Annotated in this window: 12 protein-coding genes; 9 read left to right on the top strand and 3 right to left on the bottom strand. The window is 58.4% G+C overall.

Features of this window, described 5'->3' with window-relative positions; translation table 11 throughout:
- Nucleotides 1-298: 298 nt before the first annotated feature.
- Nucleotides 299-1195, bottom strand: a complete 897-nt coding sequence (locus AC1DIG_RS24210; protein ID WP_427533325.1) for a LysR substrate-binding domain-containing protein — start codon at nt 1193-1195, stop codon at nt 299-301.
- Between the two features lie 106 nt (nt 1196-1301).
- Between AC1DIG_RS24210 and AC1DIG_RS24205 the strand changes: the two genes are divergently transcribed.
- The 8 genes from AC1DIG_RS24205 to rpoS all read left to right on the top strand — a co-directional run bounded on the left by AC1DIG_RS24205 (nt 1302) and on the right by rpoS (nt 8432).
- Nucleotides 1302-2414, top strand: coding sequence for an S-(hydroxymethyl)glutathione dehydrogenase/class III alcohol dehydrogenase (locus AC1DIG_RS24205; protein ID WP_019692107.1), 1113 nt, complete (start codon nt 1302-1304; stop codon nt 2412-2414).
- Between the two features lie 8 nt (nt 2415-2422).
- A complete protein-coding gene (gene fghA, locus AC1DIG_RS24200; protein WP_477769327.1) occupies nt 2423-3268 on the top strand; it encodes an S-formylglutathione hydrolase in 846 nt (281 codons plus the stop codon).
- A gap of 42 nt (nt 3269-3310) precedes the next feature.
- Entirely contained in the window at nt 3311-3784 is a 474-nt protein-coding gene (ispF, locus tag AC1DIG_RS24195) for a 2-C-methyl-D-erythritol 2,4-cyclodiphosphate synthase (RefSeq protein ID WP_477769326.1), read from the top strand.
- Entirely contained in the window at nt 3781-4839 is a 1059-nt protein-coding gene (gene truD / locus AC1DIG_RS24190) for a tRNA pseudouridine(13) synthase TruD (protein WP_477769325.1), read from the top strand. Before ispF ends, truD begins: the two co-directional genes overlap by 4 nt.
- Nucleotides 4827-5576: a 5'/3'-nucleotidase SurE gene (gene surE / locus AC1DIG_RS24185; protein ID WP_477769324.1), complete on the top strand. Its 750-nt coding sequence runs from the start codon at nt 4827-4829 to the stop codon at nt 5574-5576. Before truD ends, surE begins: the two co-directional genes overlap by 13 nt.
- A 41-nt stretch (nt 5577-5617) precedes the next feature.
- Complete coding sequence (locus AC1DIG_RS24180; protein WP_427544633.1) at nt 5618-6253, top strand: protein-L-isoaspartate(D-aspartate) O-methyltransferase; 636 nt, start codon at nt 5618-5620, stop codon at nt 6251-6253.
- Nucleotides 6254-6464: 211 nt separating this feature from the next.
- On the top strand, nt 6465-7322 hold the full coding sequence (locus tag AC1DIG_RS24175; RefSeq protein WP_477769331.1) for a peptidoglycan DD-metalloendopeptidase family protein: 858 nt from the start codon (nt 6465-6467) through the stop codon (nt 7320-7322).
- Nucleotides 7323-7427: 105 nt separating this feature from the next.
- Nucleotides 7428-8432 carry an RNA polymerase sigma factor RpoS gene (gene rpoS / locus AC1DIG_RS24170; RefSeq protein WP_477769323.1) on the top strand — a complete coding sequence of 335 codons (1005 nt, stop codon included), beginning with the start codon at nt 7428-7430 and terminating at the stop codon, nt 8430-8432.
- Nucleotides 8433-8946: 514 nt separating this feature from the next.
- On the opposite strand, the gene fdxA is transcribed toward rpoS, so the two are convergent.
- Complete coding sequence (gene fdxA / locus AC1DIG_RS24165) at nt 8947-9270, bottom strand: ferredoxin FdxA (protein ID WP_427544614.1); 324 nt, start codon at nt 9268-9270, stop codon at nt 8947-8949.
- Nucleotides 9271-9412: 142 nt separating this feature from the next.
- Entirely contained in the window at nt 9413-11992 is a 2580-nt protein-coding gene (gene mutS / locus AC1DIG_RS24160) for a DNA mismatch repair protein MutS (RefSeq protein WP_477769322.1), read from the bottom strand.
- Between the two features lie 200 nt (nt 11993-12192).
- Between mutS and AC1DIG_RS24155 the strand changes: the two genes are divergently transcribed.
- Complete coding sequence (locus tag AC1DIG_RS24155; RefSeq protein ID WP_477769330.1) at nt 12193-12927, top strand: XRE family transcriptional regulator; 735 nt, start codon at nt 12193-12195, stop codon at nt 12925-12927.
- Nucleotides 12928-13138: the final 211 nt, after the last annotated feature.

The following is a 13138-nucleotide window of genomic DNA, read 5'->3' as shown; positions in this document are numbered from 1 at the left end:
TCGCCCCAAGCGTACGGCACCTCGCCTAGGCTCGGCGTTCCCTCACTCCGGTGTCCATCAGGGGGCATCGCCTACGGTCTGCTGCGCGACGACCTCCTCTCGATGTGTCCGGCTGCGCCGTACGGCGCTGCGCGCCCACCCCCTGATGAACACCTCCACTCGGCCTTCCGAAGGGGCGGGTGGATCAAGATCAAGATCAACAGCGGCAGGCGAGCTAACGCTCGGCCTGTTGAGTGGTGGGCGCGTGTCATTGGTTATCTTTGGAGCTGTCGCAGGCTGCGATCTTTTGATCTTTTGATCAAACCTGGTATTCCGGCCTTTTTGCCAATCCTTCCTTCAGATACTCCACCAATTTGCGCACCTTCGGCGATAGATGCCGTTGTTGCGGATACAGCGCCCAGACGGCGGTGTTCGGTGGTTGATGAGCATCCAGCAACGACACCAGTGCGCCACTGTTCAGGTGCTCCAGCACGTAGTAGTCCGGCAGCTGACACAGCCCGACACCTTGTAGCGCTGCGTCGAGTACTGCTTGCCCGCTGTTACAGCGCCAATTGCCTTGTACTCGCTGGGAAAATTCTCTGCCGTCCTGCTCCAGTTGCCAGATGTCCGAACTGCCGATCAGGCAGTTGTGTCGACTCAGCTCGGACAAACTGTGCGGTCGGCCATAACGTTCCAGATAGGACGGCGAGGCGCACAAGTACATGCGTCGTGGCGCCAGGCGCGTGGCCACCAGTCGTGAGTCTTGCAGGCGACCGAGCCGGATCGCCAGGTCCAGGCCCTCGTGCACCAGGTCGAGCGGGCGGTTGCTCAGTTCGATATCGACCCGCAATTGTGGATAAAGCCCCATGAAGCTGGTCACCAGCGGCACGATGAAGCGTTCGCCGTATGCCACTGCACAGGTCATGCGCAGCATGCCTTTGGGTTCGCTGGTCAGGTCGCCGACGGCGCGCAAGGCTTCTTCGCGTCCGTCCTGCAAGCGTTGGCAGTGTTGCAAGAACGTTTGCCCGGCTTCGGTCAGCGTCACCCGGCGGGTACTGCGGTAAAGCAGGCGGGTTTGCAGGCGCTCTTCAAGGCGTACGATTTGTCGACTGATGTGCGAAGACGAAACCCCAAGGCGTTCGGCGGCAGCCGTGAACTGGTTGCATTCGGCGACGGCGACGAACTCATCGATGCCTTCCCAGCGGTTTTCGGACATGAAGATTATCCCTGTGTAGCAATAATGTTTTGCTTTTGGCTGGATTATTAATCGTCTGGTGGTGTTTTACACTCGTTGTCTCGTTTTTATTCGCTGGAGAGACAGGATGATCAAGTCGCGCGCTGCCGTTGCCTTCGAGGCCAAGAAACCCCTTGAGATCGTTGAAGTCGATGTCGCCATGCCCAAGGCGGGTGAAGTCCTGTTGCGTGTGGTCGCCTCCGGTGTTTGCCATACCGACGCCTACACCCTGTCGGGCGCTGACCCGGAAGGCATCTTCCCGTCGATCCTCGGCCACGAAGGTGGCGCGATTGTCGAAGCCATCGGCGAAGGTGTGACTTCGGTTGCGGTCGGCGATCACGTGATTCCGCTGTACACCCCGGAATGCGGCCAGTGCAAATTCTGCAAGTCGGGCAAGACCAACCTCTGCCAGGCCATTCGTGCGACCCAGGGCAAAGGCCTGATGCCAGACGGCACCACGCGCTTCTCCTACAAAGGTCAGCCGATTTTCCACTACATGGGCACGTCGACCTTCTCCGAATACACCGTGTTGCCGGAAATCTCCGTCGCGAAGATTCCTAAAGAAGCGCCGCTGGAAAAAGTCTGCCTGCTGGGTTGCGGCGTCACCACCGGGATCGGCGCGGTCATCAACACTGCGAAGGTCAAGCCGGGCGACACCGTGGCCATCTTCGGTCTGGGCGGTATTGGCCTGTCAGCGGTCATCGGTGCGGTCAAAGCCAAAGCCGGGCGAATTATTGCCATCGACATCAACCCGGCCAAGTTCGAAATCGCCAAGCAGTTGGGCGCTACCGATTGTGTGAACCCGAAAGATTTCGATCGTCCGATCCAGGACGTGATCGTCGACATGACTGACGGCGGCGTCGACTTCTCCTTCGAGTGCATCGGCAATGTACAGCTGATGCGTGCGGCACTGGAGTGCTGCCACAAGGGTTGGGGTGAGTCGGTGATCATCGGTGTTGCCGGTGCTGGCCAGGAAATCTCCACCCGTCCGTTCCAGTTGGTGACCGGTCGCGTCTGGCGCGGTTCGGCATTCGGCGGCGTGCGCGGTCGCACCGAGTTGCCAAGCTACGTGGAAATGGCCCAGACCGGCGAAATCCCGTTGGACACTTTCATTACCCACACCATGGGTCTGGAAGACATCAACAAGGCATTCGACCTGATGCATGAAGGCAAAAGCATCCGCTCTGTCATCCATTTCTGAGGTCGGCCATGAGTCTGGAAAATCTCTCATGCCAGAAGAGCTTCGGTGGCTGGCATAAACGCTACAAGCATCATTCCGAGGTGCTGGGCTGCGACATGGTGTTTGCCGTGTACCTGCCACCGCAAGCGGAGCAGGGCGGTAAGCTGCCGGTGTTGTACTGGCTGTCGGGATTGACCTGCACCGACGAAAACTTCATGCACAAGGCCGGCGCGATGCGCATGGCGGCCGAGCTGGGGCTGATCATTGTCGCGCCGGACACCAGTCCGCGAGGTGCCGATGTTCCGGGTGATCCGGACGGCGCATGGGATTTCGGCCTGGGTGCCGGGTTCTATCTGAATGCCACACAGGAGCCTTGGGCCAAGCACTATCGGATGCACGACTACGTGGTGCAGGAATTGCCGGCGTTGGTCGAAGCGCATTTTCCGGCCTCGGACAAACGTGGCGTCAGCGGCCACTCGATGGGTGGGCACGGCGCACTGGTCTGTGCCTTGCGCAACCCAGGGCGGTATCAGTCGGTGTCGGCCTTCGCGCCTATCAACAATCCGATGGATTGCCCTTGGGGTCAGAAGGCGTTTTCGCGCTATTTGGGCGAAGAGCGTTCGAAATGGCGCGAATGGGATGCCAGCGTGCTGATCGCGGAAGCCGGCGAAAAGCTGCCGTTGCTGGTGGATCAGGGCGATAGGGATGATTTCCTGGTCACTCAGCTCAAACCCGAAGTGCTGCAGCAGGCGGCGAAACTGGCCGGCCATCCGCTGACCTTGCGCCTGCAACCGGGCTACGACCACAGCTATTTCTTTATCGCCAGCTTTATTGATGAACACTTGCGACATCACGCACACGCTCTAGGCGCCTAAAGCAGGTAGAATCACGCCCTGACTAAATCGGGGCGTTTTTTTATGCGTATTGGCCACGGCTATGATGTGCACCGTTTCGCTGAAGGCGATTTCATCACTCTGGGCGGCGTGCGAATTGCACACGGTTTCGGACTGCTCGCCCATTCCGACGGCGACGTCTTGCTGCATTCGTTGAGCGATGCCTTGCTCGGCGCTGCGGCGCTGGGTGATATCGGTAAACACTTTCCAGACACCGACCCGCAATTCAAAGGTGCTGACAGCCGCGTACTGTTGCGTCACGTTGTCGCGCTGATCCATGCCAAGGGCTGGAAGGTCGGTAATGTCGATAACACCATCGTTGCCCAGGCGCCGAAAATGGCCCCGCATATCGAATCGATGCGTGCGCTGATCGCCGCGGATCTTCAAGTTGAGTTGGATCAAGTGAACGTGAAAGCTACCACCACCGAAAAGCTCGGCTTTGTCGGTCGCGAAGAAGGTATCGCCGTGCACTCCATTGCCTTGTTGCTGCGCGCATGAATGAACTGCAACTGCTTGGCCCGCGCGCCTACGGTGAAGCCCTCGGCACTGCCGTACTGAAAGCCATCGCGGAAGATTTTCAGGTCGATGAAGTCCTCGATATTCCGCTGACCGGCGAAGGTGAGCACCTGTGGATCTGGGTGGAAAAACGCGGCCTGAACACTGAAGAGGCGGCCCGGCGAATTGCCAAGGCTGCCGGCGTGCCGCTGCGTACCGTCAGCTATGCCGGCTTGAAAGATCGCCAGGCACTGACCCGCCAGTGGTTCAGCGTGCAATTGCCGGGTAAGGCCGATCCTGACTTGTCCGCGGCAGAAAACGACACACTGAAAATCCTCAAGACCGCACGCCATAAACGCAAGCTGCAGCGCGGTGCGCATTCGGCCAATGGTTTCACCTTGCGCCTGACCCAGCTCACCGGCGACAAGGCGGCGATTGACGCGCGTCTGCAACTGATCGCCAAACAAGGTGTTCCGAACTACTTCGGCGCGCAGCGTTTCGGCCATAACGGCGGCAACGTGGTGGATGCCCGTGACTGGGCGGCACGTAAAGCCTTGCCGGAGCAGCGCAACGTGCGTTCACGCTTGCTCTCCACTGCGCGCAGCTTTCTGTTCAATCAGGTGTTGGCGGCGCGAGTTGCCGACGGCAGCTGGCAGCGAGCCCAGGTGGGCGACTTGCTGGCTTTCACCGACAGCCGCAGCTTCTTCCCGGCAGGTGAGGCCGAGTGCAGTGACCCGCGTCTGGCGATCCTCGACCTGCACCCGACCGGGCCGCAGTGGGGCGAAGGCGAGTCACCCGCGACCGGTGCGACTCATGAGCTGGAGCAGCAGGTCGCTGCACGCGAAGCGGATTTGCGCGATTGGTTGATAAACGCTGGAATGAGCCATGAACGTCGCATCCTGCGGCTGCCCATTGGCGGGTTGACGTGGCATTATCCCGAGACTGACATTCTGCAACTGGAATTCGTCCTTCCGGCCGGATGCTTCGCCACCGTACTGGTGCGTGAACTCGTCGATCTGGTGCCGGTGGGGCAGACGGACAGCTCATGCGTATTCTGATTTCTAACGACGATGGGGTAACAGCACCCGGTCTTGCCGCGCTTCATGCTGCGCTGGCGGATTACACCGAGTGCGTGGTTATCGCCCCTGACCAGGACAAAAGCGGCGCCAGCAGTTCGTTGACGCTCGACCGTCCGTTGCACCCGCAAACCCTGGCCAATGGCTTTATCAGCCTTAATGGCACGCCGACCGATTGCGTGCACCTGGGCCTCAACGGGTTGCTGGAGTGTGAGCCGGATATGGTGGTTTCCGGGATTAATATGGGGGCCAACCTGGGCGACGATGTGCTGTATTCCGGCACGGTCGCGGCGGCACTCGAAGGGCGTTTCCTCGCGCTGCCATCGTTTGCCTTTTCGCTGGTATCGCGGCAAGTGGAACACCTGCCGACGGCGGCCTACTTTGCGCGCAAGCTGGTAGAGGCTCATGCCGACCTTGATTTGCCACCGCGCACGGTGCTGAACGTGAACATTCCCAATCTGCCTCTGGCTCACATTCGGGGCATTCAGCTGACACGCCTGGGTCATCGCGCCCGTGCTGCTGCGCCGATAAAGGTAGTCGACCCGCGTGGCAAGTCCGGCTACTGGATTGCCGCGGCCGGTGATGTGGAAGATGGCGGGCCGGGCACGGATTTCCATGCAGTGATGCAGGGCTACGTTTCGATCACGCCGCTGCAACTCGATCGCACCTTCAATGATGCCTTTGAAAGTCTCGATGGCTGGCTGGAGGGGCTGCGCTGATGGCTCGTGAACAAGACGATATTCTGCGTCGTGGAATCGGGATGACCTCCCAGCGCACACGTGAACGGTTGATCCAGCGCCTGTATGAGGAAGGTCTGTCCAACGCCCAGGTGTTGGAGGTCATTCGGCGTACACCGCGTCATCTGTTTGTCGATGAAGCCCTGGCGCATCGAGCCTACGAAGACACGGCATTGCCGATCGGCCATAACCAGACCATTTCGCAGCCTTATATGGTGGCTCGCATGAGCGAGCTGCTGCTGGAGGCCGGTCCTCTGGATAAAGTGCTGGAAATTGGCACCGGGTCCGGCTACCAGACGGCGGTGTTGTCGCAATTGGTCGAGCGGGTGTTTTCCGTCGAGCGCATCAAGGTCCTGCAGGATCGTGCCAAGGAGCGCCTGGTCGAGTTGAACCTGCGCAACGTGGTGTTTCGCTGGGGCGACGGTTGGGAAGGCTGGCCGGCGCTGGCGCCATACAACGGCATTATCGTCACTGCGGTGGCGACCGATGTACCTCAGGCGTTGCTCGATCAATTAGCGCCGGGTGGGCGGTTGGTGATTCCGGTTGGTTCAGGGGAGGTTCAGCAATTGATGTTGATCATCCGTGAAGAACAAGGTTTTTCCAGGCGCGTTTTGGGGAGCGTGCGCTTCGTGCCATTGCTCCATGGGCCACTGGTTTAAGCATTTATTTAAAGACGCTGAATTCTGTTTGATTACCTTGGTCTTACAGCGGCATTGATCGGTTAAACGCGATTGAACAGCGATCAGCAAACGTGTGCGCGTGTCGATTTTGTTTTGCCGGCGGTAAAGCCCGAAGGGCCAGTTATACTTGCGACATTTCATGCCTGAATACGGCGATTTTTATCTTCAACCACCACAAAGGGAGCGGCGGGTGAGTCTCACAGTCATTGCGCAGCGTATCGGTACAACAAGCTTTCAGCGCCTGGTGACTGGCCTTGTCTTGAGTTCCTTGTTGGTCGGTTGCTCCAGCACGCGTTCAAGCGATGTGCGAGTGGTCGATCGTAATAACGCGGCGGCCCAACGCCCCGCAGTAACCACCGGTCAATACGTGGTCCGTCGCGGCGATACCCTGTTCTCGATCGCCTTTCGCTACGGCTGGGACTACAAGGCCCTGGCGGCACGCAACAACATTCCTACGCCTTACACAATCCATCCAGGTCAGACGATTCGCTTCGACGGGCGTTCCGGTTCAACGCCGACAGAGGTGGTGACCCCGGCCGGAACAGCCGCTTCTTCTTCGAGCAAATTTACCGTCACCCGACGTCCGGCATCGGGTGCGAGCCCGGCCAAAGAGACGGCTGCACCGTCCGTCGCAAACAAGCCGGCACCTGCGCCAATGCCTCCGGCAGGGCCTGCGCCGACAGGCTGGGGATGGCCATCCAACGGCATTTTGATTGGAAAATTCTCTTCAAACGGTAGTTTGAATAAAGGAATTGATATCGCCGGGGATTTGGGACAGCCTGTTTTAGCTGCGTCTGATGGGACGGTGGTTTACGCCGGGAGTGGCTTGCGGGGCTACGGCGAATTGGTCATTATCAAACACAGCGATACCTACGTCAGTGCCTACGGTCACAACCGCAGGCTGTTGGTTCGGGAGGGGCAGCAGGTCAAAGTCGGACAGACAATTGCCGAAATGGGGTCAACGGGTACAGACCGGGTGAAACTGCATTTTGAGATTCGCCGACAAGGTAAACCTGTAGATCCGCTGCAATTCCTGCCACGTCGTTGATTTGTTTCCAGCCTGTTCCGTCACGTAGAGGGAACAGGCTCCAGCGTTGCCAGGGATAAAGGCGTCGCTTGAGCCTGAGGTCGAACTCACCAAAGGACTATAACAATGGCTCTCAGTAAAGAAGTGCCGGAGTTTGACATCGACGATGAGGTTCTCCTTATGGAGACCGACGTCGCATCGGAAGAGATGTCGAATGAAGGATCCGCTACACCTTCAGTTCGCGCCAAATCCAGACACTCCGCAACACTTAAGCAGCATAAGTACATCGACTACACCCGAGCGCTCGATGCTACTCAGCTGTACCTCAACGAAATCGGCTTTTCCCCCTTGTTGTCACCGGAAGAAGAAGTTCATTTTGCGCGCCTGTCGCAAAGTGGCGATCCGGCTGGGCGCAAGCGCATGATTGAAAGCAACCTGCGACTGGTGGTGAAAATCGCCCGACGCTACGTCAATCGTGGGCTGTCACTGCTCGACCTGATCGAAGAGGGCAACCTCGGGCTGATCCGGGCGGTGGAAAAGTTTGATCCAGAGCGCGGCTTCCGCTTTTCGACCTACGCGACCTGGTGGATTCGTCAGACCATCGAGCGTGCGATCATGAACCAGACCCGGACCATCCGGTTGCCGATTCATGTGGTCAAAGAGCTCAACGTCTACCTTCGGGCAGCACGGGAGCTGACGCAAAAGCTCGATCATGAACCCTCTCCCGAAGAAATCGCCAACCTGCTGGAAAAACCGGTAGGAGAGGTCAAGCGCATGCTGGGCCTGAACGAGCGGGTTTCTTCGGTCGACGTCTCGCTGGGTCCGGATTCGGATAAAACCCTGCTGGACACCCTCACCGATGACCGCCCTACCGATCCTTGTGAGCTGCTTCAGGATGATGACCTGTCGCAGAGCATCGATCAGTGGCTCTCGGAGCTGACGGACAAACAGCGCGAGGTGGTGATCCGCCGCTTCGGCCTGCGCGGCCACGAGAGCAGTACGCTGGAAGACGTAGGCCTGGAGATTGGCCTGACCCGTGAGCGGGTCAGACAGATTCAGGTTGAAGGTCTGAAACGTCTGCGTGAAATCCTTGAGAAAAATGGCCTGTCGAGCGAATCGCTGTTCCAGTAGCGGGAGCGCGTTCGCCTGATAACAATAAGCCCCGTCTGTTTCGGGGCTTTTTGTTATTCGCCGATTAATGTGCTGTTCAAGCTTTGTAAGAGCTATTCGGACGCTTTCGCAGGTTAACGTAAGCCATGGCTTACTCTTTCGTAAGTGTTCGGTTTTTCTACCCGGTAGTAGTCATCTATCTTTGTTGGCTAAAATAGATAACTTATTGATTTATAATGATATTTTTTATAGTTAAACAGGCTGTTTCACCCGGATTTGCCCGTGGCGGGTGATTGCTCTTACCGGGGAACTCTTTAATATCAGCCCTGTGTCGACGGATAGACACAGCCATCAAGGATGATGGTCAAGGAACATCGCAAGGACGTGATTCATCAGGACGATGAAAAGGAACACAAGGAATAGGGAAAAAATGTGGGCGGGTCATACCGCCCCTTTTTTTTGCCTGCAGAAAAGGATCGCAACCCCTGAAACGCAAAAAGGCCCGCAAGGGGCCTTTTCAAGAGCGCGGCGATGATCAGCGAACGAGGTCTTTGATCTTGCCTTTAACGCCATCAAACTCTGCCGCGTCTGGCAGCGGATCTTTCTTCTCAGTGATGTTGGGCCAGATCTCGGCCAGTTCAACGTTCAGCTGAATGAATTCTTGCATCTCACTTGGCACTTCGTCTTCAGAGAAGATGGCCACAGCAGGGCATTCTGGCTCGCACAGGGCGCAGTCGATGCACTCATCCGGGTGAATCACCAGGAAGTTCGGGCCTTCGTAAAAGCAGTCCACCGGACACACTTCTACGCAGTCGGTGTACTTGCACTTGATGCAGTTGTCGGTGACGACGAAGGTCATTCTAATTCTCTCCTCAGGCGGCGGCGTGCTGCGCCCCTTCACGGTGGGGTCGCCAGGTTTGGGAGCGATAGTCTGCAGGCCAGGCTATTTGCCTGCAGCATCCCAAACCGCGCGAGATTCTAACAGCTTGCAGGCAAGTGCGTTAGATCCGTGTCTTTAATGTATAGAGCATTTCCAGCGCCTTACGCGGGGTCATGTCATCCAGATCAAGCTTGGCAAGTTCATCGAGCACTGGATGCGGCAGGCTGGCGAACATATCGCTCTGCTGCGGCGCGACCGGTTTGCCTTTGCTTGGCTGCGGCGTTTCGTGAGGCAGCGCGGTGGCTTCCAGTCGACCCAGATGCTCGCGAGCCCGCAGGATCACCTCGGTGGGGACGCCGGCCAGTTGCGCTACCGCCAATCCGTAGCTCTGGCTGGCAGGGCCAGGCAGTACGTGGTGGAGGAATACGATGCGCTCGTTGTGCTCGGTGGCATTGAGGTGGACGTTGGCCACCAGCGGCTGGCTTTCCGGCAGTACCGTCAGCTCGAAGTAGTGAGTGGCGAACAGCGTATAAGCGCGCAGCTGAGCCAGACGCTCGGCCGCAGCCCAAGCCAGCGACAGACCGTCGAAAGTGCTGGTGCCGCGACCGACTTCGTCCATCAGCACCAGGCTGCGTTCGGTGGCGTTGTGCAGGATGTTCGCGGTTTCACTCATCTCGACCATGAAGGTCGAACGACCACCGGCCAGGTCATCGCTGGAGCCGATCCGGGTGAAAATCCGGTCCACCAGCGACAATTCGCAACTGGCGGCGGGCACGAAGCTACCGATATGCGCCAGCAGCACGATCAGTGCGGTTTGTCGCATGTAAGTGGATTTACCGCCCATGTTCGGACCGGTAATCACCAGCATCCGCGTGCTGTCGTCCAGGTCCAGGTCGTTGGCCACGAACGGCGTGGTCAGTACTTGTTCAACCACCGGGTGACGGCCTTGGCTGATGCGCATGCACGGCTCGCTGACAAACCGTGGGCAATTCAGGTCCAGGTTCAGCGCGCGTTCGGCCAGGTTGCTCAAGACGTCCAGCTCGGCCAGTGCCGCGGCCGTGTCCTGCAGCGGTGGCAGTTGGCTGATCAGGTCTTCGAGCAGGGCTTCGTAAAGCATCTTCTCGCGGGCCAGCGCTCGGCTCTTGGCTGACAGCGCCTTGTCTTCGAAGGCTTTGAGCTCGGGCGTGATGAAACGCTCGGCACCCTTGAGGGTCTGGCGGCGGATGTAATCGGCCGGCGCCTGCTCGGCTTGCTTGCTTGGTAGTTCGATGAAGTAGCCGTGAATCCGGTTGTAGCCGACTTTCAGGTTGGCCAGGCCGGTACGCGCCTTTTCGCGGGCTTCGAGGTCGATCAGGAATTGTCCGGCGTTTTCGCTCAGCGATTGCAGCTCGTCGAGTTCGGCGTCGTAACCGGTTTTCAACACGCCACCGTCGCGGATCACCGCCGGCGGGTTGTCGATGATGGCTTTTTCCAGCAGGGCGGCCAGCTCGGGATATGTGCTGGTAGTCACGGCCAGTTGGTGAAGGTGTGGCGCCTCAAGCTCGGTCATCGCCACTTGCAGTTCTGGCAGGGCGCCGAGGGCGTCGCGCAGGCGAGCCAGGTCACGAGGGCGAGCGTTACGCAGGCCTATACGCGCCAGAATCCGCTCGATGTCCCCGATCTCTTTCAACTGCGGTTGGAGTTTCTCGAAGCGGTAACCGTCGAGCAGGCAGGTGATCGAGGTCTGGCGTGCCAGCAGCACGCTCAAGTCGCGCAGCGGGCGATTCAGCCAACGGGTCAGCAAGCGACTGCCCATCGCGGTCTGGCAACGGTCGACCACCGATTGCAGGGTGTTTTCACGGCCACCGGCAAGGTTGGTGTCCAGCTCCAGATTGCGACGGCTCGCACCGTCCAGCACCACGGTATCGTCCAGCCGCTCATGACGCAGGCTGCGCAAATGCGGCAGGGCGGTGCGCTGGGTTTCCTTGGCGTAGCTCAACAGGCAACCGGCGGCACCGATGGCCAGGGTCAGGTTCTCGCAGCCGAAACCTTTGAGGTCCTGAGTGGAAAATTGCTGGCAAAGACTTTTCAGCGCCGAATCACGCTCGAAATCCCACGGTGCGCGACGACGAACGCCACGGCGCTTCTCGGCCGGCAAGTCTTTTGGCCAGTCATCCGGAATCATCAGCTCGACCGGATTGACCCGCTCCAGCTCCGCGAGCAGGTTTTCCCAGCCTTTGATCTCCAGCACGCTGAAGTTGCCGCTGGTAATGTCCAGCACGGCCAGGCCGAACAGGCGCTCGTCACCCAGTACGGCGGCGATCAGGTTGTCGCGGCGCTCATCCAGTAGCGCTTCATCGCTGACGGTGCCGGGGGTGATAATTCGTACAACCTGACGGTCTACCGGACCTTTGCTGGTCGCCGGGTCGCCGACCTGTTCACAGATCACCACCGATTCACCGAGCTTGACCAGTTTCGCCAGGTAACCTTCCGCAGCATGGTAAGGAATCCCACACATCGGAATCGCCTGCCCGGCCGACTGCCCACGAGCGGTCAGGGTGATGTCCAGCAATTTGGCGGCCTTCTTCGCGTCTTCATAGAAGATCTCGTAGAAGTCACCCATGCGGTAGAACATCAACTGGTCAGGGTGCTGATTCTTCAGACGCCAGTACTGCTGCATCATCGGAGTGTGGGAAGACAGATCGGAGAGTGCTTTATTCATCAGGTAATCAGGCGAATTCGTTGAAAGGGGTGGGGCAAAAGAGGGACGTCGGCCCGGCTTTTCCGCGATGGGCGCAAGGTTACCATGGGCAGTCCGACCTACGCAGGGATGAAAGGCCAGCTGCGCATTTCAGCGGTTTATGCACTGGTTATGCAAAACAGCATTTGTCATCTTCGAAAAGAACAAGCACTATGCACGCTATGCAAAAACGCAATGTTTCTACCGTCTTAAGGGCGCTGCTCGATCAGCACGGGATCTCCCCCACGGAGCTTCACCGTCGCACCGGCGTGCCTCAATCCACCCTCTCGCGGATTCTCAGCGGGAAGATCGTCGATCCTTCGGATAAACACATCTCGAAGATCGCCGAGTACTTCCGTGTGAGCACTGACCTGTTGCGTGGTCGCGCCGATGTTGCGTCGGCCAACGCGCCTGCACGCGAAGAGTCGCATTCGGAACTCAAGGACATAAGCCTGTGGGATGACGATACCCCCGTCGATGACGACGAGGTCTCGGTCCCCTTTCTTCGCGAGGTTGAATTGGCTGCTGGATCAGGAAGATTCGTCATCGAAGAAAGCGAGCGCTCAAGCTTGCGCTTCGGCAAGCGCAGCTTGCGGCATAACGGTGTGCAGTTCGACCAGGCCAAATGCGTGACCGTGCGCGGCAACAGCATGTTGCCGGTGCTGCGCGACGGCGCCACGGTCGGGGTCAACGCCGGCAAGTCCGGGATTGGCGACATCGTTGATGGTGATCTGTATGCCATCAACCATAACGGCCAGCTGCGGGTGAAGCAGCTCTATCGTCTGCCTACCGGCATTCGTCTGCGTAGCTTCAATCGCGATGAACACCCGGATGAGGACTACACCTTCCAGGAAATCCAGGAAGAGCAGATCGTTATCCTCGGCCATGTCTTCTGGTGGGGCATGTACGCCCGCTAACCCTTGGCTGCCAGACAAAACCCGCGATCAAGCGGGTTTTTTTTCGCCTGACGAAAACCATCCCACCCTTTGTTTACGGGGCTTTCATGCGCCTGTGCATTTTCAATGCATAAATAATTGCATTTATGCATTGACTGTATATGCATCCATGCATATTCTTTGTCTCAAGCCGCTCAACAACGGCTCGCAACGAAGCTCTTTAGTTCCACAG

This window comes from Pseudomonas sp. 05N431, assembly GCF_056397005.1.
The sequence above is the reverse complement of the archived record's forward strand: the minus strand, read 5'-3'. Positions and strand labels throughout refer to the sequence as shown.

Coding starts and splice junctions, on each gene's coding strand:
- AC1DIG_RS24155 (WP_477769330.1), top strand. CDS start 12,193: ATGCAAAAACGCAATGTTTCTACCGTCTTAAGGGCGCTGCTCGATCAG.
- mutS (WP_477769322.1), bottom strand. CDS start 11,992: ATGAATAAAGCACTCTCCGATCTGTCTTCCCACACTCCGATGATGCAG.
- rpoS (WP_477769323.1), top strand. CDS start 7,428: ATGGCTCTCAGTAAAGAAGTGCCGGAGTTTGACATCGACGATGAGGTT.
- fdxA (WP_427544614.1), bottom strand. CDS start 9,270: ATGACCTTCGTCGTCACCGACAACTGCATCAAGTGCAAGTACACCGAC.
- ispF (WP_477769326.1), top strand. CDS start 3,311: ATGCGTATTGGCCACGGCTATGATGTGCACCGTTTCGCTGAAGGCGAT.
- surE (WP_477769324.1), top strand. CDS start 4,827: ATGCGTATTCTGATTTCTAACGACGATGGGGTAACAGCACCCGGTCTT.
- AC1DIG_RS24180 (WP_427544633.1), top strand. CDS start 5,618: ATGACCTCCCAGCGCACACGTGAACGGTTGATCCAGCGCCTGTATGAG.
- AC1DIG_RS24210 (WP_427533325.1), bottom strand. CDS start 1,195: ATGTCCGAAAACCGCTGGGAAGGCATCGATGAGTTCGTCGCCGTCGCC.
- truD (WP_477769325.1), top strand. CDS start 3,781: ATGAATGAACTGCAACTGCTTGGCCCGCGCGCCTACGGTGAAGCCCTC.
- AC1DIG_RS24205 (WP_019692107.1), top strand. CDS start 1,302: ATGATCAAGTCGCGCGCTGCCGTTGCCTTCGAGGCCAAGAAACCCCTT.
- fghA (WP_477769327.1), top strand. CDS start 2,423: ATGAGTCTGGAAAATCTCTCATGCCAGAAGAGCTTCGGTGGCTGGCAT.